Below are 22,621 nucleotides of genomic sequence, written 5' to 3' on the forward strand. Positions count from 1 at the left end.
GTCACACACGAGCGAGAAGGTCCTCCCGCGTGAGTACCTGCGCATCACGCTCTGCAGCGTCCATCGCTGCATCCTCGATGATGCCGACGACATCGGCGGCGGAGTGGCCTTCTGTTTGTGCCGCGAGTGTTGCATAGTCTGCCTCATCGAGGTCGGTTGGAAGGTCTTGCAATCGTACCCGGAAAATCGCCTCGCGTGCAGCTTCATCCGGGAGGCCGACTTCGTACTGCTGGTCGAACCGGCCGCGACGGGTGGCGGCCTCATCCAGCAAGTCCACACGGTTCGTGGCGGCAATCACCAGGAAGTTTGGGTCCTCGTCATCCAAGTGCGCCAGAAACTCGTTGACGACCTGAGCGTGTTCCCGATGGAGGTCACTGTCACGCCCAGCCAGCAGCGCATCGATCTCGTCGATGAAGATGACACAGCGATCGAACTGTGAGGCTTCGCCGAAGAGCTGGTTGACCTTCTCCGTGGATTCGTTGATCCAGCGTGATTTGATGTCGCCGGCGCTGAGCTCGAGATAGGGATGACCAAGTTCACCAGCGATGGCGCGTGCAAAATGAGTTTTCCCGGTACCGGGCGGGCCATGGAGGAGGATACCGTTCGGTGGGGAGATGTTGAAGCGCTTGTAGGCGTCGTCGATGCGGGTGAGTGGGCGCAGGACTGAGCGTTCGATATCGGTTTTGAGGTTGTCCATCCCCCCGATGTCGGTGAAGCGGGTATCTGGGGCTGGTTTCCAGTGATATTCGAGGTCTTGAACCCCCTGCTCTAAGTTGTCTTTGTCACTTTCCATATCCTGCTCAGGGAGATTCCTCGAACCTGAAGAAGTACTTGAACGAGTGGGATTTTGATTTGTGTCTGCAACACTGTCATCATAAGCAGTTAGTCCGTAAAGATGAGAATATGCCATCAAAGGTATACTTACTAGCCAACCAATTCCCGCGAGCCAAATCTCGCTTAACAGGCCTTCTACGTGGAGTGGTGAGAGTATCTCTGCAAACTCTGGCCAGGTGTTCTCCCAGAAAGGGAGAAACCACACTGCAGTCAGAATGGTTGAGCCGATAATAATCCCGAAGAACCAGCCTCTAGCAATCTCTTTCTCGTCCTGACCAGACAGAAGTTCAATGATACCGCTTACAATAATCCCAGCAACCAGTGGAAGAGAGAAGATTCCAATTATACCAAAAATCACCGAAATGAGTATTCCAACAGACTGGGTTAACACGTCCGCTGAGAGGACCACTCCTAATGGGACGAGTGCATAGCACGCAGAAAAGACAACAGTCGAAACAGAGAGAATAATAATATCTTGAGCAGTCTGAATTCCTCGCCGCGACGTTGTTTTTTTGGTTCGCTTGGACGTAGTGTTTTCTTGACCGTCCATGGCTGATTTAAGTTCTATCCTCCTTTTGTATGTATATTTCCCCTCAAAATGCTACTCTGAATGACTCTTATCTGAGATTCCGTCCTGCTGACTTGGCTCACTTTCATTTGATGTGTCAACGACGGGATCTTCGCGGTAACGTTCAAGACCTGCTTCGGCCCAATCAAGCGGAGATTGGTGAAGATTTCGAGTTGCGTAGTCCGTCCCCGCCACAGCATCATCGACAGCACGCTTTCCTGTATTTTTGCCTCCCTTCATGGCTCTTTTACTCAGGTCCCTCTTTCCTTCTGAGAGATTGTTTGCGACAGCGCCTCCGACTGCACCTTTGGCCCGACTGGTTACCGACCCAACCTTTCCCGCGGCACTACTGCCAGCTCCGCGAGCGATGTGTTTGTCAACATTTCGGAGTCCCTTCGCCGACCCGTATTTCGCCTGCTCCATCAGCGCGGTCCGTGTCGACTTCTCTCCGGACCGTCTCGTCGACGACCCTGAACTCCGACTCTTCCCGCCGTCACGCCCGGAAATCTTCCGTGGGGACAACCCGGACATCGCCGCGGCCTTGATGCCGGCGAGCGCCGGTGCAACGAGGCCGATTAACCAGAAGAGGTACGCTTCTAGCACCTCCCCGAAGGCTGGGTCACTGGCGGCTTGCTGTGACTGGGCGGCTGCTTGCCCACCAAGGTCGGCGTACGCACCGGCCGCAGCGGCGCCGGTCTGTAAGAGCCCGGCCATCACGATCCCGACCAGCAGCATGTACGTGGTTACCCGCAGTGCGGTCTTTGCGAGTTCAGCACTCGAGCGCAGTGGACCGAAGTCCAAGAACAACATTGCTCCAAGCACGGGCAGGAGGATGAACGTCGCATTGAAGAGGAACTCCCGGAGGACAAAGACCCCGAGTGCGAGGACGATACCAGCGATAGACACCAGACTCAGGATGAACGCCCCAAGCACGACGCCAGCACTCGAGGCAGCCGCCCCCTCGAGACTTGATTGGAGAATCTCGGGGCCGAACGACGTCCCGTAGTCGGCGGTGAAGATATGACCGATGATCGCGTTCGTCAACAACAGCCCGAAATGCATGAGCTGGCGACCGACAGCGACGAAGATAATCACTTTCAGTGCTTTCCACGCGAGCATGAAGTTCGTCACTTCTTCTTGATCTGCGAAGGGCTTGGTGGCAACCCCAGCCATGACTATCACCACCAACAGCTGCGGAAAGATATCGAGATTGTGCTGGAACGCCGACTGCAACGCCGGATCCGAGTAGGGACTGTCGAAGATGATGAAGGTGTGGATACCATCAGCGACCAGCGTCCCTATGAAGCCCAGGATGCCGGTTGTGGCGTAGATGAACATGTTTGCAACCCACTCGGTGTAACCGGCGGCGAGCAGTGTCACACTATCCAGCGGCACTACTCTGGCGGCGACGTTGATGAATTCAATCGTGCTGTGGCTCAGTCGGTCAGTGGCGACGTCGACGGGGAGTCGGGGTCTCGATAAGGTCATCGTATCGGAAGTTCTGTCTTATTTTAAGCGACCTGGTGTGTTAATCTCTACAGCCGATAATCAAATAGTTTATTCACGATCTCTAACTGGTTCCACCTCGCATGTACGCGATGGGGAGATAGAAGACGAGAAACGCCGCAATCGAGACAAGCGCCCCAGTAAGGCTCACGAGCAGTTCATAGATGTCGAAGGGATCGGGGCTGAAGGCGAGTTGTGTCTGAGTGGCACTATAATAGACGTCTGCCGAGGCAGCGATCGTCCCGCGGAATCGGGTCGTGACATACAGATCACGCCGCTCGATGATGACACTCCCATGTGCATTTGTTCGGACGGTCGGCTCGGCAGCACCACTGAGCCACAGTGGCTGTCCAGCAAGCGGCTGGCCGGTCTCAGCGTCAGTCAAGTGAACGCGGGCGTGCGTGTCGTTGAGTTTCGTCGTCGAGAGATTCGTCTGGTGCTCGCGTGTTCGCTGTGTCTCGATCGGGATCGGGTCCCCGTGGATATCGCGGAGGCCGGTGATCGGTTCGTCGGCGTTCATGATGACGATGGTCTGTGTTCCTCGCGCTGGCACCGAGGTGAGATTGACCCGTTTGTCGAGTGGAGCTGGCTGCTCTGTGAGTGTGAACCCGTTTATCGAGGTGATTTCAGGGGCGGCGAGGATACCAGTGTTCGGACCGCGCTGGATCGTAGGTGAGGGACTCTGGGCAAGCAGTTGGAGCTCAAGGACGTTCGGGAACCCAACGGTCTCGGTGTCCGCCGTCGTGACCGACTGCGACAGCGACGCCCTCGCACCGTTATCGTCCACTGTGATGTTTGTTTTGACGATGCGTTGAGTCCCGTGTGTCGCGTTCGGATACTGTCGCTGTGAGTAGACGCCCCAGACGTTCTGCAACCGCGTGTTGCTTCCCTCGAACTGAGCAGTGCTCCACAGGCGGCGGTCAGCCATCGACTGTGGGCCGTCGAACTGCAGGATGAGTCGGGCGTCGCCAGTTTCGGATTCGACAACCGTCTGGGTGACCGTCAGCGGTTGGTTTGTCGTCACGACCACGCGAGCGCTGTCTTTGACGGTCTCTGAGAACACGGTCGGCTCGCTCAGACTCGTATTCGCCACCTTCCACTCACCACCGTCGCGAGTGTAAATTTTCGTTTGGACGGCGACGGTGGTTTCGATCGTTGCCTCGACCTGCATCGTCGTTGGGTCGGTCGCTCTGGCTCCACTGTAGGTGAGCTGTCGCGGTGGATCCTCTGTAGCGCGCCACTCCTGTGCGCCAATCCGAAGAGTGCGATTGACACGCTGGTCGAGCAAGCGGTAGCTGAGACAGGTCTTCGTCTCGCCAGCGACGGTACACGTTTGCTCGGGCAGCACTGTTGCGTAATCGAGTTGGGCAAAGACGGTCCCATTCCGGGAGATGTACTGTAGACGGTTGTCGTTTTCTCCGGATTGTGTTGCGCTGAAGCGACTCGTCAGACCCGATTCAGTGCCGAGCATCGTCACGTGGGCGTCTTTGACGACTGTGCCGTTCGAGCGTTCGGAGTCGGCCACCCAGAGACTTGTCGACTGATTCCGATCGATCGACTGCAGTTGTGCGAGCCGATACTCACGAAGCGTCTGTTGGTCGTCGCCGACGCGGTACTGTGGGGTCGTCGTGTTATAGCTAAAATCGCGTATCCGACTAGCCTCACGGACGGAGAGGTTCTCTATAGCGATGGCATCCGCCAGTCCCGAAAGCACGAACGGCGGTATCGCGCCCTGCTCGGGGTCCGGGTCATCAGCGATGAACGCCCGAACAGCACTGTTGGGGGCACTCGGCTGGGACGTCGTCACAGCAGTGCCGACGGGCACGGCGAGCAAACAGACGAGCAGCAGTGTCACGAGCAGGCGGCTGGGCATGTAGGGACAGCGTATGGGTGGGAAGCGTGCGGTGCGGCTGGCGTGACTATCACTGCCGTCTCAGGGTAGCAGCGGCAGCCCAGGAATCAGCATGCCGGGTGCGAGATTCTCGAAGAGCCCCACGAACACGCCGTAGCTGACTGACAGTACGATCATGCCTGCTCCACCCCACATGGCTCGCCACCCCCATTGCGCTCGGTCAGCACTTCGTCGGGAGACGAACCACAGTGCGGCCCCGACAAGGAACACGATGACGCCGAGTTGGCCAAGGGTTGTCGCAACAAACTCCTCGATTTGGGTGAGCGAGCTGTTGATCTCACTTTGCTGGGCGGCGGCAACGCCGGCGGTGGCGCTGAGTGTGACGACTGTGACCAGCAGTCGTGACACGCGTTGTCTCAGACGCATATAATATTCCATAACTTCGAGTGCTAAAAGCTTTAGTGAGAAGTATTGATAAATCACACTAGCTAAGGTGTGATTATAGACAATTAATCAAATGACTAAGGTGTACTGGTGAAGAGTGTCGGTGTCCTAAGTGCTGTTCACTCCTGTGCGTGAAGATCAACTATTCAGTTGACGTCGTGGCTTGCTCCCGGATGGTATTCGGTATATCGCTGATCGTGACTCCTCCAACGTGTGGACATGGATGTCTCGGAAATTCGTCACACTATTCTTTCTCTGCTATGGGTTGTAGATGGAATTATTAGGGGCGATATTGGAAGAATATGGCATGGCTGATTCGAATTCGAATGAGGGGATAGAGGACGGTGTAGACGACGCAGTTGATTTTGATGACTACAATCTCCCAACGGACCTGACGGCGTTTCAGACGTATCTCTTGTGTCTGATCTATCGCTTTGATATTACAGATGGGGCGGTTTTGCAATCTGCACTTGAGGCGCTGTATCCAGAGCCAATCAACCATGGTCGTCTCTATCCAAGTCTTGATCGGTTGGTCGATGCGGGATTGGTCAGCAAGCAGACGAAAGCCACGGACAAGCGATACAAGGAATACACGCTCACCGGGCGTGGGGAGTGGGTTGTCGATGAGTACGCACAGTTCGTCGAGGAGATGGTCAGTGCCTGAGTTGGCAGAGTGGGGACGGTGACCCATCGCTGTGTGACCCACACTGCGTTTATTGTTGACGTCGCCAGTAGAGAGTACATTTCGTATGTTCAACTCTGAGATTGAGGCCCGTAGATGCCAGCAGTGAGAGAGTACATTTCGTATGTTCAAGCGATGGTAGAGCCACTCTCCGGCTACTCTTCGTTCGATGACTTTCGAACGAACGAGGGCTTTGCCATGCGTTTGGAGCTGGGCAATCGCTTCGAGAATGGGAGCAGTTCGATCTACTGATTTCCTGTTGTATGTGCCTGAGAGGGCTGTATTCGCACATTGAGTTCCGAACGCCCACAGAAAGAGAAACCTCCCTAGCCTCTGTCGGTCAGGGTATGCACCAGGCAGCGGGTATGTCGTTTACTCTGAGTCGTCCTCACTGGGTGGTCGTCCAGCAAGCTGATCGAAGCGTGATTGCGCTCGGTCCTTTCGATCTGTCGTCTCAGCAGCATCATACGAAAGGTCGGTTACCTCGCCATCGACGAGCGTCACCTCAAGCACTGCATCCGGATGTGCCGCCTCAGTCGGGAGCGCCTCCCGTTCAAGCACGAGCTCATCAACCACCTCCCCATTTGCCTCGAGCAAGATGACTGCAAGGTCGTCCTCAAAGCGGTCGATAACGCCAGTGAACTGTTCGGTAACCATCGTCAGTAGGTCTCCTCGATCACGATCGTACCGGTGTCATCTCGAAGGATGACGGTGTCGCCGTTGTTGTTCCAGACCGGGGTTGATTGGCCCCAGTATAGTTCGGTCTCTGTATCTGTGCCACTCCCCGTGTAGATTGTGATTTGGTCGCCAGCTTCGAGTACGTTCCCCTCAGGGATCGTATACGAGTGCCCGGCCGCGTCGGCGAGTTCCCATCCGGAGAGATTGAGCGACGACGTCCCCGTCTTCTCGAAGGTAACGTACTCGCCATTGAGATTCTCGGCGTCATCGCCGTCTGCATCAGCGTTGATTTCGACAAGTTCGAGGCCAGCGCGCTCGCTCGTCTCTGTCGGCGTGGGAGTTGTCGGGTCAGTTGGTGTCTCGGTTGGTTCCGTGATCGGGGTCGTCCCGGAGCCATCCGCATGGATCACGCACCGGTCGGTAACCGAATCACCACTTCCGGGGGCAATCGGCTCTCCAGTTCGGAGGTTAGTCGCAGTCGTGGGAGCGTCTTGCTGAGTGGCGACCGTGACTGCTGATCCATTACTCGTGAATCGAACGGTCCCATGTGTTGCAGTCCAGTACGTCGGGATCGAGCGCGTAGCAAGCCGTGATAACACCGCTTCGTGTGGGTGTCCGTACTGGGAATCATACGCACTCGAAACCACGGCTGCTTGCGGTGAGACTGCATCAAGGAATGCGTCGCTCGTACTTGATTGACTGCCGTGATGCCCAACAGCAAGCACTGTCGAATCGAGGCTGTCACCGTAGGTCTCAACGAGATACTCCTCGCTCGCTGTTTCTCCATCACCAGTAAGCAAGAAGCTTGATGCACCGAACTGGAGGTGCACCACGAGACTGTTCTCGTTTCGGTCTTCGTTCGCAAGATATCCTTCCGGTGGGGCGAGAATTCGTGCATCAACCTCGCTCATTTGGATCGAATCCCCAGCCTGCGCCCGGTACAGAGTCACGTTGTGTGCTTCGATCGCATCAAGGTATGACTCGTAGGTTGCAGAACTTGATGCGATACCGGGGTCGTACACTGCCCCGACGCCGTCGCCATTGGTCTCGAAGTGCTCAATCACGGCCGCATGCCCACCGATATGATCCGCATCAGGGTGGGACGTCACGAGGTGGTCAATTCGCGTCACCCCACGTGCTTCGAGAGACGCAATGACATCCTCCCCGTCATCAGTCCAATCGCCGGTATCGATGAGAATCGTTTCGCCCTTGGGTCCGATCACCAGTGTACTCGATCCTTGCCCGACGTTCAACACATGAACGGACAGCTCTCCCGCAGGCGCTGCGCTCCCAGTCGCCGCGGTTGCTGTCGTTGCTTGTTCGTCTCCAGTCGCGGTTGGTTCCGATCCGAGATCGCTGATTCCACCAGTGCATCCGGCTAGAAGAACCACCCCCAGAACTGCAAAAATAGCGATGAGTCGTCGGGTAGACATACTTGGACGTGGTTCAGCCATGGGTTAGTAGTTCTGGATGATTTTGCTGGACTCGCGTTCGGGTGGATTGCAATCCGCTGCAGCAATGCTCGCTCACGGATCTGGATCTCCCAGAACGCGTGCTCCACTGCTCACAGGATGTCCATCGCTTCGAGTTGCTCTTGGTACCGATTTCGGATTGTCACCTCTGTCACTCGGGCCACGTCAGCAACTTCTTGTTGTGTCCGTTCATTATTGCAGAGGAGGCCTGCAGCGTAGAGCGCCGCCGCCGCAAATCCTGTCGGAGACTTGCCTGATAACAACCCCTGCTCAGCGGTCGTGTCGATAATCTCGTTCGCCCGTCGCTCAACTGCTTCAGGGACGTCCAACGCAGATGCAAATCGCGGAACGTACTCTTTGGGATCGACGGGGCGCATCTCAAGACTCAACTCATGGGCGATATAGCGGTAGGTACGACCGATTTCTTTGTATGAAACACGTGAGACGTCGGCGACTTCATCGAGACTGCGTGGAATTCCCTCTTGTCGACAGGCAGCATACAAACACCCTGTCGACACACCTTCAATCGAGCGCCCACGGATCAAATCCTCGTTGAGTGCACGCCGGTAGGTAACCGAAGCGACTTCACGCGTTGAGCGTGGCACGCCGAGTGCCGAGGCCATCCGGTCCATTTCAGAGAGGGCAAACTGCAGATTGCGCTCGCCAGCGTTCTTCGTCCGGACACGCTCTTGCCACGTTCGCAATCGACTCATCTGCCGGCGCTTTTTCGACGACAGCGTATTCCCAGAGGCATCTTTGTTCTGCCAATCGATGGTCGTCGTCAACCCCTTATCGTGCATCGTCTGCGTGATCGGTGCTCCAACACGGGACTTCGAGTCACGCTCCGATGCGTTGAAGGCTCGCCACTCTGGCCCATGGTCGATTGCCTGTTCATCGAGAACAAGTCCACAGCCTTCACAAACCCGTTCATCGCCGTCTTGAATTATCGAATCCGACCTACATTCCGGGCACATCTGTGTTGTGCCGCGTGACTCCTGCGTTGTTTCTGTAGCGTCTTGAGGTGAGATACGCTGTGACGGAAAGTTAGCCATTAAATACTCACTATACAATCCAAAAATAAAAAATTTTCTAGTGAAAACAAATCTTCATTTACTATGCTCGGGTCAGCCGCTGCCTTCTCTGCTGTCTCTCTTGAAGAGACAGTCCATCAATACTGGATGATCGGCAGGCACTCGCTGCTCAACAAGCATGAGACACACCAAATTCAGAGGTTGTCCAGCAGCGAAGAAGTACGAGACAGTTGTTTCGCCTCGGTTACATGGATCATCTGTCGATGCGTTACGGACGACGGGTGAACTACTTCGGCACCTGCTGAAAAGCCACGGATTACTAACACTATCCAGTATACACCCATTCAACATTAAATTAATATACTAGAGATGGAAATATATATCAGAGATGCACGGTTCGCGTCCTCGCTCTCGTCGTCGCTTAGCCATTATCAGTGCCGTCGTCGTCCTTCTCGCTCTTCTCACCGTCAACCCGAACCTCGTTGCGCCCACTTCTACAGAGAAGTTGGACGCAAAAGGGCCGGACGATGTGAAACTTGTCTCTCTCTCCGAAGAGAGCGATATCAAATTGTGGCCGTTCACAAGTCGACAGCAGACTTTCGAGTCACTCACATTGCCAATCAACGCGGTTGTCCGCGGTGAGAGTTCACGCGTGATCACACAGCTTCGTGAGCGCGGCGACAGCGAATTAGAACCGATGACTACCGACTGGCAAGGAGTCGGTGATGAAAGCGAGCCCGTTGTGGTCAACGGAGGAGACATCAAGTGGCGAGAGACAACTGGTGCGACTCGATATACCTATATTGCAGCACCTGGCTCCGCAGGCGGCTGGATGACCGAAACAGCCCAGCTCCACGACGGAACGTACTTCGGTTCGCGCCACCACCTCCGTCTCTACGAAGGAGGCAGTGAAAGCGAACAGTGGACTGCGATTCAAGCCCATCATGAACACTGGGACTGGTTTCGGCTGCGACACACGGTCGGGTCGCTATCGCTAGCGCAGCATCATCTCGAAACTGAATATCTCGGCGCATCGTACACGGCCGACATCAGTCGTGAACGATTTGCGAACGGCGGCCCCTCCGACGCCGACGGCTGGGTATCAGTTATCGACCTGCGACCGCTCTCCACCGTGGGTATGCTCTCAGCTGGACTTCTGCTCGTGGGATCTATCCACGGGCGAAACACTTGGCAGACGACAGTCGAACAGGTATCGGCGTGGTTCTCCGATGAAGTTCGCCAACGGAGTGCGCTCTTGTTGGTATCGCTGTTGTCGTTACCACTTGTCGTCCGTAGCGCCAGTATTTTCGTAGAGTCAACGGTTCCGAACGTCCCGGTGAAACTCGTCGCTGGAACGGGCTATCTCGTTTTTGCTGTCGGGATTCCGGTCGCTGCTATTCTTTTTCCGCACGATGGTGAACCGTTCGACTGGGCTGGCATTGCGATTCTCGGCTTAGGACTTGGCTTCGTCCTCGATTACCAATCGATCGGTATCGAAGTCTTACCGATCGCAGTCGTCTTGCATCGGCTCGTCGTGCTCGGCGTCATCGGATTCGTTGCAGCAAGCGCGTCGAATCAGACATCCGAGAACCAATGGTCCCAGTCAACGAAAATCGGGTTCGTAATGTGGGTTTGCGTCCTTGTATGGCCGCTTTTTATCGGGTTATGATCTCGATGAACGCCTTTGACTCGCCTCGTCAGATGGGGCTCAGTTCTCAAGCCTCATGACGTCACGACACTGCCCAATAAACAGATCATCAACAACTCCTGTCTGTGGTTCAAGACTGGCAGCCACACCGGTTCGTTCGGCAAGTGCGAAATGAAGGACCGTTGCGTCTCTGAAATGGCGGACCATACAATACAGTGGCTCGTTCTCGAAGGACTGTTCTCGCTCATCTTTTGCAATCGACTCCATGAGGAGTTCTGTGATTTGCTCTTCCCGGGTCGAGACGTGGATGCTTGTGTCTAAATCATCGCGCACGTAGACGAGCTCGGCCTTTCCACGGCCCCAATACGTGATCACATTCTGGAGGTCTTCATCAACGTGGCCCAGTAAAAACTCGCCAAGCTGAGAACCCTCCGTAATGGTCGCTATATTACTACCAATTACACATTATATATTAATCAATTGAATAGATAGAAATGAACCTCACGAGAAGAGTGATTGCAGACACACTCTGAGACAGTGAGGAGTTACTGAACAGTGACCCCGAGCAGCCACGCTTTTGTTAGTTAGGCTATATTACAATACAATATATACTGTAATTCAGAAATCTTAACCATGAGACAAACAAGATGTGTGGCCCTCCAATCCTGCTGGCGCGAACGAAGAAGAAATAGATGAAGAGTAGTGATGAAACGCGAGAGACGGCGACAAAAGAATGGCCTCACTTTACTGTTAAATGTGCGTTCGGTAGTCACATCCGTGGAATCGATGCCGTGTTCGACGCCGACGAGGTGATCTTGTTCGATCCTCTCCGAAAGGGAACTACTGCTTGGATTTCGGCGAAGAAAGGCTCGCATGTGCCGATCGAGGAGACGTGTTAACTGTACTTTCAGGGCGTTCCCCCACGACCCTTCTCGTCATCGCTCACTATCACGAGCATCAAGAACAGTTTCAATGCACAGATGAAGTTCTTCTGTCCGTATTGGAACTGTCAAAGAGGCACAGTACTGTATTCCACTTTCGGCGAGCTTTCGCTTACTCGGTGCAATAACGACGAGACTACTATCGCAACTGAGGCTCCCAGAGTTTCGGAGTAATCGCGGATCAATCTCTCCCAGTGGATGGTAGTGAAACACGACGATATCGGCTTCATCCAGCAGGTCATCGTCCAGCTGGTGACTCTGGGTCACTTGCATCACATCGTACCTCGGAGTCAGCCAATCTGTAAAGAGTTGAGCGAGGCGCGGATCGCTATTTATTACAAGAATGCGTGAGACAGAGTGTGATGAATACTGCACTACCCACGCATTGAGTTCATCTGTAAGAGCTAACAAACGCACACCTGCTTCGGTGAGCGAATACGTGACATGTGACTCGTTTTGGGCCCGTCGTTCTATGACTCCTACCTCGGTAAGCTCATTGAGAGACGTCGTCAGCACCTTTGAGGAAATCTCAAACTGCTGTTTTAACTCGTGAAATCGGTAGGGGCCGCCGCTTCGGATGGTGTAGAGAACTCTTGCTCGCCACTTCTTCGAGAGTAAATCGGCGATTTCACGTATATCAACCAACATAACATTATTTAAATCCATACTATTAGATTCTATATTCTACTTTTTTATGTTATAATAAATATGTTTTTATTACAAAATTTATATAATTCTAATTAGTGTATGCTTAGTAACTACGTCGTTACCAAACTGGTGCGGTGTTTTCATTGTCTTCATAGATATAATTTACAGCGTAATCTATGGATGAAAAACAATCTGGAAATAATAAACTAAACCAGAATCGTTGGTCACGGCGAACATTTCTTGAGACTACCGCTGTTGGGTCACTACTTGGATCGGCAGGCTGTGTCCAAGCAAGAGAGGAGGAAGCGACCCCTCGTGATGTCTCTCAAGGAACGAGCCAGATACAGGATACGAGCACAACAGCGCTTCAGATCGGAGCAGAACTGAACCTCGGAGGACGTCGCATCGTCGCCAGCGGCGACTACGGATACGATACGATACAAGCCGCGTACGACGATGCCAACAGCGGTGACGTCGTCTTCGTCCACGGGTCGTACGACGCCCAGACCGCGGGCGAGGAGTTTCCGATCGTCATCGACCAGTCAGAAAAGGAGATCATTCTCACCGGTGGGCATCCCTCGGGATCGGTCATCGACGCTCGACATGCTCCAGATACGAACGTCATCGAGGTGCTCGGCCGAGGGCAAAACGACTATCGGAACAAGGCGATCGTCCAGAAGTTGAAGATTCGAGGCGGAAACATTGGTCTCCGCATCCGAGCAGCACCATACTCGACTTACAAGGACCTCGTCTTCTTCCAGACGAACTCCCACGGGGTCTCCGTTGAACCGTACACCGACGCGACTAACGCGTTCAAAGGCTCGTTCGGCATCAACTTCCGCAGTTGTGTCGCGTGGTCGTGTCGGGGTGTCGGGTTCCGACTTAGTACCGAGGCGAGACCACACAGTACGACGTTCTACGGCTGTCACGCTCTGTGGAACGGCTACTACGACGGGAACAACGATCCGGGTGTCCTCCTCAGAGGTTACTCCTCGCGGTGGAACGGCGGAACCGTCCAGAACAACGGCAGCTACGGGATCGATGCTCGTTCCGGCGGGTCGCAGACCATCTACGGGACATACTTCGAGGGGAACGGAACGAGTTCGGAGTATCCGCATGCGGTCTACATCAACAAATCGCCTGGTCTCAGTGTCGATAACTGTTATTTCAACGGTCACTTCGCTCGCGACGGCCGAAACGGGTTGGATGATGCCTACCGCGCGATTGCCGTTATCAACACCACGGGGGTTGACATCCGAAATGCCACCTACCGCAACTACACCGACGCGTTCCTCTACGGGCGTGGTGCCCACGACTTGGACATTCACCGGCCGTCACATGATGCCTACGACGACACATCGCTCATCAGCGACGCCAGCCAGTTCACCCGCCTTCGGAGTGACGGGGTAGTCCAAGAGACCGACCTCCGAGAGACGGACGGCCGCTATCGTGGCGACATGGGAATCCACAACGGCGACGGTGAGGGACTCTGGGGACCGGCCGTCTGGAACGGCCGCGAGTGGATCAGCGTCATGGAGCCAATGGTACTATAAAGTTCCAAATATTCCCCAATAAAAAATATATAATTATCATATAATGGCAAGCGTCAATCGATACTCGCTGATGAACGGAACGGAGTACGAAACAGACGTCCACGTCTATAAGTCCGATCGAAGCGGACCGACAACGGTTGTCGTCGGTGGTGTCCACGGAAACGAGCCGTCGGGATACCGTGCAGCAGGACAAATGGCATCGTGGCAGGTCGATCGAGGAGAGTTGATTGTCGTCCCGCGTGCCAACGAAGTCGCGATAAGACACAATAGCCGGTACAACGACAACGGCGACCTGAACCGGCAGTTTCCACCTCGATCCGGAACCCCGCGAACGCCGCTCGCCAGAGCGATCTGGGACGAAGTCGTCAGACACGACCCCGACTGGGTGTTCGATTTGCATTCGGCACGTGGCATCTACAAGTCCGGCGACGGCAGCGTCGGCCAGGCGCTGTTCCCGACGTGGAGCTCGCCTGCTCGGTCGTCCGGAGAACGAGCTATCGGAGACCTGAACAGCGAGTTCGGTCTCACGGGAACGCCCGCCTATCGGATGGGTAATACGCTCGACGCAGACCGCGACATGCTCATGCACCGCGTTGCGGGACTCCTCGACGTGCCGGGGCTCCTCTGTGAGACGACGCGAAAAGGAACGACGACAAGCGAACAGATCCAGTGGCATCTCTACTGTGTCGAGCACGTGATGAACCAGTACGGCCAGCGACGGAAGGCTCGCAAGCCACAGTTCGAGTTCGACGCGGGGATGGTTTGGTTAGAGGATTACTGGAAGACGTTCTCCGTCGGCAACCGCTACTCGCATCCCGCTGTCATCGCCCCCGCGTTGTCGCACGTCGGCGACGACCCCGCTCACGTTCGCATCGAGGGACTGACCGGCAACTCCTTCGACGCACGCGTCGAGGAGTGGCCGTACCTGAACGACCGCCACTACGCAGAACGCGCCGGATTCCTCATGGCCAATCCCGGAGCGTACTCCGCAGACGGCGGAAACAACGTCGAAGTCGGACGAAAACACGTCAATCATCAGTGGCACAGCGTCTCGTTCGACACCGACTTCTCGACGACGCCAGTGGTGTTCGCGATGCCGCAGTCGACCGTCGGTGTCGACCCAGTGATTGCGCGTATCCGGAACGCTACTTCGGATGGCTTTCAGTACCGACTCCAAGAGGAGGACGATGGCCACGCCACCGAATACCACTACGACGAGATGACGAGCTGGATGTCGTTCGAACGAGGTCGTGATTCGTTCGACGGTCGCAACTACGAAGCTCGGACTGTCACGGCGGACGACTCGTGGACGCACGTCGACTTCACGCGGTCCTACGAGAGCCGCCCTGTCTTCCTCGCCGACGTCATGTCGTACAACGGGTGGAATACCGTTACCGTCCGGTGGAAGAATCTGACGACGTCCGGCGTCGACATCCATCTCGAAGAAGACCAGAGCGACGATACAGAAACCGGCCACGCCACCGAGACCGTCTCGTACCTCGTAATGGATGGATAGTGGACCAGACGCTGCAAGAACCTGACTGATCAACAACACAACAAAATAGACTGATGGAGAAATACAACGACGACGAGACGGCGACGGATTCTGAGCATCGAGTGAGTCGAAGAGATGTCGTTCGGGGGGTGAGCATTATGGGACTGTTAGCAGCGACAGGCACCATGGGTGAGACAGCGGCATCTCCTGAAGGAACTAGCGCACCATCTTCACCGATTCTCGGAGGAGAGGGCAGCGTCCTCTGGTACCGAACCGGCGACAGCGACGGGCGTGAGAAGTTCCGTGATACGATTGGGACAACCGACGGTGGAGTCACGACAATCGGCCTCGCCGCTGATGCTGAGAGTACAGAAGCATGGCAGTATGGGTGGAGTTCAGCCGGCGATAGAAAGTGGACGGCACTACAGGGGGATGCCAGGCTCGATAGTGCAGTTGCTGGCACACGAACGGCAACGGGTGGATATGCACTCTGTGGTCGGACCCAAAGCGCCACGGAAGCATACGACCGATTTTACGTCGTTGAAACAGGCCCTCGTGGTGAGGAACACTGGACCCAACGCTTCCACGTGAGAGGGTGTATGGATAGTCAGGCAAACGATATCGTGCAAACGACTGATGGCGGGTATGCGACTGCTGGTATCACCACCGACCAAGCAGCGGTTGCAAAGCTTAACTCGGAGGGTAAAATAGAATGGACGAACACCTACAGCGGCGGTCAGGCTGTCGAAGCGGTCTCGATCATAGAAACGGACGGTGGCTACATCCTCGGTGGAACGGTCACAAACAGCGACAGTACTCGTGAGTTTCTGCTCCTCAAAACAGACACAACGGGACAAGAGCGATGGCGACAGACATATGCAGCAGGTGAGGACAATCATCTGACTGAGTGCATCCCGATTAACGATGGATACGTCCTTGCGGGGACAACGCTGTCAGCAGATGCCTTCACGACGGATGCCTTCTTCGTCCGGACTGATCTGCGTGGAAACACAGTCTGGACCCAAACATACGGAAAGGAGGGTGAGGAGTACACTGCAGATGGAATCACAGCAACCGAAACTGGGTACGCCTTTGTTGGGACGCGAAGTGCCGACGTCATTGGGCCACTGCTGTGGCTGGGTGGACTCGATGAAAGCGGTGACAGAGTCTGGACCTACTCGTTCGGGACAGAGCGCCCCGAAATCCCACACGCGATCACGACCACGGACGACGGATACGTCGCTGTGTGTGGATACACGGATTCAGCAGAACGAGACGACGGGAGTGACGGATTTGTGTCGAAGATTGACCTCTTAGATCTGACTGCGTGATCGGAAGGCTGGCTTGACTCAGACAAAGAACCCCCGCCGCTTACGTCGTTAACGGAATACGTCCATTTTTAAACAATACGCAAGACGTTCAAAACAGCGTCTCTGTTCGGGTAGCGGGTGTTAGATACCGAGCGCATCACTCGCAGCGAACATGAGAAGGACAGCAGTGCTCACGACTGCCCATTCTGCAGCGGAAAGCACAGACAGGACGGGCACACCTGCAAGCCCAGCTACGACGAGCACGGCAACGATTGTTGCCATACCTATGCGGAGTTCGACAGTTGAGTTGGACTCGGAGGCAGCAATGTCGTCCTCAAGATATGGCTCAAGCAGTTCCGCAGCCGGCAGGAGTTCGATCGTTCCACGATTTTGGTCGTAGTCGATAATACCGAAAGTGGCCATCTTTGGGAGATGACACTGGTAGAGCCCGATGCATTCGTGTTCGGTTAAGACCAGACCCCCGTGCAGAAGGCTTGAGCCACTCGTTTGTTCAGGGTGAGGCGTGATCTCTCTGGTTGACGTGCCTCATGACGTACTACTTCCGGAAGATTTGGTGGAGGATGACCCAGCGCAAGGGCCAGGTCTGCAAGAACTGGCTGGGCGACCGACCGAAAGGTCGTCGCCCAGCGTTCTTCTGGATACTCCACGCCAGGATCAGCCTCTTGAAACACCCCTAACACGGCTCTGCTGACCACCAGCGTCAGCAGAGCCGCAATCACCAGCAACTCGACAATCACTGGATCGCTTGTCTCGAACTTCTCCAGACCGTAGCGCGATTTCAACTCACGGAACAACAATTCCACCTTCCACCGCAGGCTATACAGCGCAGCTACTTGCTCTGGTGTGAACTCTTCCGGAAGGTTCGTCACGTAGAGGTGGTAGTCGTCGGTGTCCTCGTTGCGGACACCGACGACGCGAAACTCGACGGCGTCTCCTGAGTGCTTTCCAGCATACTGCCGTCGCTTGAACTCGAACTTCCCGGTCACGTCGATATACTTCCGCTTGAGCTTCGAGAGCCGGTCTTGGAGATGACTCCCTGTCAAGGAAATGGCGCGCCCGCGCCATTTCCGGCATTCGCCGACGATCTCCGGATTTGCGTTCTTCTTCAGCCGACTCACGAAGTAGCCACCGTTCTCGTCAATCAACGTGAACCGTCGATAGCTGTAGAAGCCGAGGTCGAACAGGAAGAGTCGGTTACGCAGCCAGTTCCCCGTGCGGAACTGGCTGCTTTCGTGGGTCCGTTCGTCGGTGAGGCTAAACTGGGCGAGCGTCCGTTTCGTCACGTTGTAGACGAGATACAGCTGTGCTCCGGATTGATCGTCGTGAGTCGCTGGAAACGCCGTAAGGAGCCGATGCAACCGGAACACGGTTGCATCGGCGATCATCACATCGCGGAACTGAGCAAGCTGAGGTGCGATGGTGTGCGGGACCGCGACCTCCTCGAGCGCGTGCGCGAGGAGGTCGCTCAGGAGGTCTCGGAGTTGTGGAGTGAAGCGGTCGTAGAAACTGGAGCGGAAGACGATCTGATTGGTGGCGGTCTGGTAGACACGTTGAAATGCGGCGATAGAGCGGGTTTCGCCGTCGACGGCGAAACCCAAGATAAGCGCCCAGACGAGCATCGTGATGTCGATTTTTCGATGACGTTGGACAGCATCGCGCTCGCGCGCGATGCCTTCGATAAGATGCGCTGGAAAGAGGGAAGTCAACCGACGTCGTATGAGTGTTGGAGAGAGTCTCGTTAGCACAACCTCTCTCTACGCGGTTTCTGAAGATAACCTCATCAAGACAGCACCGTCTGTCGGTTTCGCTCCTTAACCGAACACAGATGAGCCCGATGTATACACGCTTCCGTTGACTCGAGGAAAGCGCGTTGACGTCGATACCGTTCTCCTTGGCCGCGATGTACTCGGACATATCGCCGAGGGTCACGTTTCCTCCGTTCGCTTTGAGGAAACGAAGCGCATCTCGCCGACGCTGGTTCTTTAGGATCTCGAAGAGTTCGTCCTTAGAGAGCGTTGGTGCAGTTGGTGTCAGGTCAGTCGTTTCGTAATCGGTGTCTTGTTGTCTCGTTTGGAGTTGCATTTTCCCTCCTCTCGTTGAGAGCTGTGTCACATGCAGGACAACGAGCCACCCCCTAGAACGACGTCTATCTGAATGTGGACCCTGTTAGCCTTCAACAATGGATAGTACGGCGGGACAGAATAAAAAGAGAGAGTATCAGTTACAAGTTATGAATAGTTCACAGCTACTCACGGTATCGTGTGTTATAATAGACATAGCGACAACTCAGTTCTATTCTGCCATAACTAATCACTCGACAGGGCGATACGTCCCACATTCACGACAGATAAGCACCGTTAGAAGTGCGCCATTGCCAGTGGTCTGCACGACAACGCCACTGTCAGCACCAATCACTTCAACATGTTCTCGCCAGACGGACTCATCTGGCGGGCCACAGCACTCACATTCAGCGAGCCAAGAATAATCCATACAAAAAGAGTCGTACGCTTGCCTATATCACTCTATTCCCCACTTGACCATCAAGTGAAATATAAATGGTCTTGGCCTAATAATTTCCATTTTGACTATCAGAATATAAGTTCATTTCAGTCATAAACATCTATAAATATGTATCGTACGATAGTACAGATGGAGTAGACTGCTCCCGGACGGGATCAGTTAGATGAGCCTCTGACACCGTGACTGGCTGGTCCCGTGCGACTCTACGACTACTCACCTGAGCTGCGCATATCTCCAGCAGCCAGGCTAGCCTCCTTTGTCTCGGTGAAAAGGGCATTTAGTCGATGTTTGAAGCAGCAGAGCAGCATCACTTCTGCTCGCAAGAACATACTAACTCTTCGGCTGAAAACGGAGGTGCACCGATGTATCCCATTTGGAACAACATAATTATATCCTCTAAATCGCATCTCTCTACGAGAGGCTGTTAATCATCGGGCGCGACGAAGTTGACCAAACTACAGTGAACTCGTCACAGGTTATTCTCAAGAACCACCATGACATCAGAGAGTCCCGCGCCGATCGAAGACGAAACTGTATTTCGAACCGAACTGCACCAACTCCTCCTGCGAGCGCATGCTAGCGGGATTCCGGTTACAGGTGGATGGGCATGTCTCAATGAAGATGGTACACCCAGTTGGGACGTGGAAGTCACCAGAGTAAATAAAAACGGCACGAACGAGATCGCTGAGAGTGACGAAAAGAATAGTGATTAGCCGCGACGGGAGACTGCAATTGCTGTTGCGACCAGAAGCGCAACTAGGGCGACAATCGAACCGAAGCCAGAGGCACCTGTACTCGTAGTTCCTTGATTCTCGTTGTTCTCATTGCCACTTTCGGTGGTAGATCTATCCGGGTCGTTGCTTTCCTCCGACATCGTTATTTCACGAGTCGAGAAGTGATTGACGGCAACGAGTACGTCTGCGCTCGCTTCGGCACTCGACTGCTGGTGGACAAGGAATCTTGAGGTGTCACCATTATTAGCTGCTCTCTCAAGTTCGCTATAGGAGGCTGCCTGCGCGGCCGCTTCTCCGTCGACAGTTACTTGGAGATTCTTGACGGAACGAATCGCTTGCTCAGAGAGAGACGTGAGAATGACCGTGCCCTGTTGTTGGGAACGCTCGGCGGTCATTGTGACCGTCCCCGCGCTCTTTTGGGTTACCTCCACATTCGTGTCCGCGCTGTACTGGACGACATCGGCTGTGAGTTCGCTCCCCTGCTCGCTTTTCTGCATGACGTACACTTCAGCAGCGGCCTTCCCCTCGGAGATCAGCTGTTCCTGTTTCTGGTCGTTGTCGTCGCGTCCCTCGGGATACGACCGGAAGACGAGCGCGCCATCACTCCCCAGATTTGCGGATACGTTCCCCTGCTCGTTTACGGTAACCTCGCCGTCACCGACAACCATGAACGTCCCTTTCGTGCCGTCCTCAGTGGTGACGACCACACGCTGGTCATTCTCGCTTTCAGCTTGGGAGGACTGAGAAACGTTGACGGTAACGTACTGTGAATTATCGCCGGAGCGGACAACGAGGATCCCCCGAGAGTTGTCGTGTGCCTGCATTGTCGCGCCACTCTCGGCCGTTACTGTCGCACTGACTTCCGTTTGAGAGCTGAGTGAGAGTGCAGCTCCCGTGAGTTCCGTGAGTGCCGACAACCCCACGCCAGCACGAACGTCTCCTTGGCTCTGTGCATTGCTCTGCGATTGAACGTTCACTGATTGAAGGATAGTATCTCCGTTCACCGAGTAATCAACAATCGCATTGCTAGCTGTTTCGAATTCGATGTGCGTACCGGCATACGCTTCACCTTGCTGGGTCACTGCTGTAGCTCCAACTGGAACGGTGCTACTCACGACGAGGCAGACGATTACAAGAACGGCACGGGTAGTATTCATTCTCTCTGGTAACTGAACCATTCTAGTATATATTATATTCTTATCTTATCAAAAGAATATGGGTTTGGATGTTTATTACTGGCAAACAGCCGACTACGAATGGTAGCTCGCTAGATTAATACGGAAGAGAATCCTCGCTCCTTCACTCCGGATAGTACTCAAGATCACTCTCATCAGTGACTGAAGGCGACGAGAAACCAGCAAAGGTATGTTATATGGTAATATCCTGTTTTAAGCGGCCATTGGAAAGGCTGCGCCGGAATGCCACTCCCGATGGGAGCGGCCCCGGGGCGAATCTCTCCCATCGGCCGTTTCTACAGATCATTCATCTGGAGCACATTATTGATGGTGAGTCGTCTTGTGATTCTGTAGTGCAGTCAATGACCCGGGAACAGAGTCGTTGGAGGGCCTGCCTGTTAACTTCTGTTCCGACTCGGGTGGAGAGGCCAGTATCAACACTCTTCTACAGATGAGCGTACACTCTATCACCCTGCGTTAGCATCTTCCGATTGACCGTTGTCTTCACTCTTGTCGCTCCCATTTTCGTTCTCAGATGTCCCAGTTTCCTCTTGGTCGGTTCCCTCCTCTGTTTCAGATCTTTTGTTCCTCCCCGAGTTTGACTTCCCATTCTCGATCTCATCGACCTCAACGTCCTGGCCAGCAACGCCACTCTCCGAAATCACGGGAAGGAGGTTGTATTCGCCCGTCTTTCCCTTCTTGACGACATTGATGTCGAAGACGAAGCTTAGCGTTTTATCCGCGACAATTTCGAACGGCTTGGTGATCTGGAGTTTCCCACTGGGAATCGTAACTTCGGCAGGTTCACCGTCCACGATGCCCTCAACGTTGGCTGCGTAGAGCTCGATTTTGGTGTATCGACCTTCCGCTAACTCGCCATCGAACACACTGATAGCCTTCTCACCGACGACCTGCGTGAGGTCGACCGTTGCGCCACCGAGATCAAGGATAAAAAAGCCCCGTTGATCGTCATCAGTAGATTCGCCATCTTGGGTCTCTGATTCCGTTTCAGTCGTCGTTTCAGTAACAGTCGGTGTCGCCGTGTTCGTTGGAGTCGCGGTGGCAGTTGTTGTCTCCGTGTCTGTTACAGTCTCAGATTCGGTAGCCACCGGAGAGTTGGTAGTTTCCTCCGGCTCGTCATCCTCGGCGATCTCGCCACGGAAAATACGTGCACGATCGAATGAGACGTTGAGCTCGTCGAACTCGTCGATTGCGACCGGTTGGTCACTGATCAGTAGTCGGAACGAGCCGGGGGTCGCAGTTGTACCCTCGGAACCACCTGATGTGGTATTTGAGTCATCTGACGGGGTGCTACTACCGGTAGGGGTAGGGGACTCTGTCTCTGTGGAGCAACCGGCGATCAATGTTGCACCAACAGTGCTTCCCAAGGCCAAGAAATGGCGGCGTCGAAAGTGCCTGTCTGTTTTCGAATCGTTCTGTTCACTCTTTGTGAAAAGTGGAGTCTGTCTCACTGGTGGTTATATAAGACCCATACATATATAACTGGGT

The 22,621-nt window shown here is 54.6% G+C and carries 18 protein-coding genes and 1 pseudogene; 5 read left to right on the forward strand and 14 right to left on the reverse strand.

What is annotated here, in order from left to right:
- Position 1 precedes the first annotated feature (1 nt).
- The 4 genes from EOHIBHHM_RS20315 to EOHIBHHM_RS20330 all read right to left on the reverse strand — a co-directional run bounded on the left by EOHIBHHM_RS20315 (position 2) and on the right by EOHIBHHM_RS20330 (position 5,186).
- The gene (locus EOHIBHHM_RS20315) at positions 2 to 1,384 is read right to left on the reverse strand and encodes an ATP-binding protein (protein ID WP_497257718.1); all 1,383 of its coding nucleotides are present in this window, start codon (positions 1,382 to 1,384) and stop codon (positions 2 to 4) included.
- Between the two features lie 51 nt (positions 1,385 to 1,435).
- Positions 1,436 to 2,797: a TrbL/VirB6 family protein gene (locus tag EOHIBHHM_RS20320; RefSeq protein ID WP_497257720.1), complete on the reverse strand. Its 1,362-nt coding sequence runs from the start codon at positions 2,795 to 2,797 to the stop codon at positions 1,436 to 1,438.
- Between the two features lie 175 nt (positions 2,798 to 2,972).
- Positions 2,973 to 4,781, reverse strand: a complete 1,809-nt coding sequence (locus EOHIBHHM_RS20325) for a DUF8186 domain-containing protein (protein WP_497257722.1) — start codon at positions 4,779 to 4,781, stop codon at positions 2,973 to 2,975.
- Positions 4,782 to 4,841: 60 nt separating this feature from the next.
- On the reverse strand, positions 4,842 to 5,186 hold the full coding sequence (locus EOHIBHHM_RS20330; protein ID WP_497257724.1) for a hypothetical protein: 345 nt from the start codon (positions 5,184 to 5,186) through the stop codon (positions 4,842 to 4,844).
- Positions 5,187 to 5,511: 325 nt separating this feature from the next.
- On the opposite strand from EOHIBHHM_RS20330, the gene EOHIBHHM_RS20335 reads away from it, so the two are divergent.
- Complete coding sequence (locus tag EOHIBHHM_RS20335; RefSeq protein WP_497257726.1) at positions 5,512 to 5,868, forward strand: helix-turn-helix transcriptional regulator; 357 nt, start codon at positions 5,512 to 5,514, stop codon at positions 5,866 to 5,868.
- 390 nt (positions 5,869 to 6,258) lie between these two features.
- Here the strand turns inward: EOHIBHHM_RS20335 and EOHIBHHM_RS20340 are convergent, their stop codons facing one another.
- The 3 genes from EOHIBHHM_RS20340 to EOHIBHHM_RS20350 form a co-directional block, all read right to left on the reverse strand.
- Positions 6,259 to 6,543, reverse strand: a complete 285-nt coding sequence (locus EOHIBHHM_RS20340; protein ID WP_497257728.1) for a DUF3006 domain-containing protein — start codon at positions 6,541 to 6,543, stop codon at positions 6,259 to 6,261.
- Positions 6,544 to 6,545: 2 nt separating this feature from the next.
- Entirely contained in the window at positions 6,546 to 7,997 is a 1,452-nt protein-coding gene (locus tag EOHIBHHM_RS20345; protein WP_497257730.1) for a lamin tail domain-containing protein, read from the reverse strand.
- 131 nt (positions 7,998 to 8,128) lie between these two features.
- The gene (locus EOHIBHHM_RS20350; RefSeq protein ID WP_497257731.1) at positions 8,129 to 9,088 is read right to left on the reverse strand and encodes a transcription initiation factor IIB; all 960 of its coding nucleotides are present in this window, start codon (positions 9,086 to 9,088) and stop codon (positions 8,129 to 8,131) included.
- A 367-nt stretch (positions 9,089 to 9,455) separates the two neighbouring features.
- On the opposite strand from EOHIBHHM_RS20350, the gene EOHIBHHM_RS20355 reads away from it, so the two are divergent.
- Positions 9,456 to 10,736 carry a hypothetical protein gene (locus EOHIBHHM_RS20355; protein ID WP_497257733.1) on the forward strand — a complete coding sequence of 427 codons (1,281 nt, stop codon included), beginning with the start codon at positions 9,456 to 9,458 and terminating at the stop codon, positions 10,734 to 10,736.
- 39 nt (positions 10,737 to 10,775) lie between these two features.
- On the opposite strand, the gene EOHIBHHM_RS20360 is transcribed toward EOHIBHHM_RS20355, so the two are convergent.
- A complete protein-coding gene (locus tag EOHIBHHM_RS20360; RefSeq protein WP_497257861.1) occupies positions 10,776 to 11,174 on the reverse strand; it encodes a DUF7522 family protein in 399 nt (132 codons plus the stop codon).
- A 476-nt stretch (positions 11,175 to 11,650) separates the two neighbouring features.
- Positions 11,651 to 12,322, reverse strand: coding sequence for a winged helix-turn-helix transcriptional regulator (locus EOHIBHHM_RS20365; protein WP_497257735.1), 672 nt, complete (start codon positions 12,320 to 12,322; stop codon positions 11,651 to 11,653).
- A gap of 158 nt (positions 12,323 to 12,480) precedes the next feature.
- On the opposite strand from EOHIBHHM_RS20365, the gene EOHIBHHM_RS20370 reads away from it, so the two are divergent.
- The 3 genes from EOHIBHHM_RS20370 to EOHIBHHM_RS20380 all read left to right on the forward strand — a co-directional run bounded on the left by EOHIBHHM_RS20370 (position 12,481) and on the right by EOHIBHHM_RS20380 (position 16,683).
- Entirely contained in the window at positions 12,481 to 13,857 is a 1,377-nt protein-coding gene (locus EOHIBHHM_RS20370; RefSeq protein WP_497257737.1) for a right-handed parallel beta-helix repeat-containing protein, read from the forward strand.
- Between the two features lie 70 nt (positions 13,858 to 13,927).
- Complete coding sequence (locus EOHIBHHM_RS20375; RefSeq protein ID WP_497257863.1) at positions 13,928 to 15,373, forward strand: M99 family carboxypeptidase catalytic domain-containing protein; 1,446 nt, start codon at positions 13,928 to 13,930, stop codon at positions 15,371 to 15,373.
- 164 nt (positions 15,374 to 15,537) lie between these two features.
- Positions 15,538 to 16,683: a hypothetical protein gene (locus EOHIBHHM_RS20380; RefSeq protein ID WP_497257739.1), complete on the forward strand. Its 1,146-nt coding sequence runs from the start codon at positions 15,538 to 15,540 to the stop codon at positions 16,681 to 16,683.
- Between the two features lie 120 nt (positions 16,684 to 16,803).
- Here the strand turns inward: EOHIBHHM_RS20380 and EOHIBHHM_RS20385 are convergent, their stop codons facing one another.
- The 5 genes and pseudogenes from EOHIBHHM_RS20385 to EOHIBHHM_RS20405 all read right to left on the reverse strand — a co-directional run bounded on the left by EOHIBHHM_RS20385 (position 16,804) and on the right by EOHIBHHM_RS20405 (position 22,584).
- Complete coding sequence (locus EOHIBHHM_RS20385) at positions 16,804 to 17,190, reverse strand: DUF7344 domain-containing protein (RefSeq protein WP_497257864.1); 387 nt, start codon at positions 17,188 to 17,190, stop codon at positions 16,804 to 16,806.
- A complete protein-coding gene (locus EOHIBHHM_RS20390) occupies positions 17,130 to 18,428 on the reverse strand; it encodes an IS4 family transposase (RefSeq protein WP_497257741.1) in 1,299 nt (432 codons plus the stop codon). The genes EOHIBHHM_RS20385 and EOHIBHHM_RS20390 overlap by 61 nt, the downstream gene beginning before the upstream one ends.
- Before the next feature lie 82 nt (positions 18,429 to 18,510).
- Positions 18,511 to 18,765 (reverse strand): annotated as a pseudogene (locus EOHIBHHM_RS20395) (DUF7344 domain-containing protein); the annotation flags it as partial.
- Positions 18,766 to 19,912: 1,147 nt separating this feature from the next.
- Positions 19,913 to 21,019 (reverse strand): hypothetical protein, encoded by a 1,107-nt coding sequence (locus tag EOHIBHHM_RS20400; protein ID WP_497257743.1) that lies wholly within the window; start codon positions 21,017 to 21,019, stop codon positions 19,913 to 19,915.
- A 560-nt stretch (positions 21,020 to 21,579) separates the two neighbouring features.
- Positions 21,580 to 22,584 (reverse strand): DUF4382 domain-containing protein, encoded by a 1,005-nt coding sequence (locus tag EOHIBHHM_RS20405; protein WP_497257745.1) that lies wholly within the window; start codon positions 22,582 to 22,584, stop codon positions 21,580 to 21,582.
- Positions 22,585 to 22,621: the final 37 nt, after the last annotated feature.

It is taken from the genome of Halogranum roseipondis (assembly GCF_059695585.1).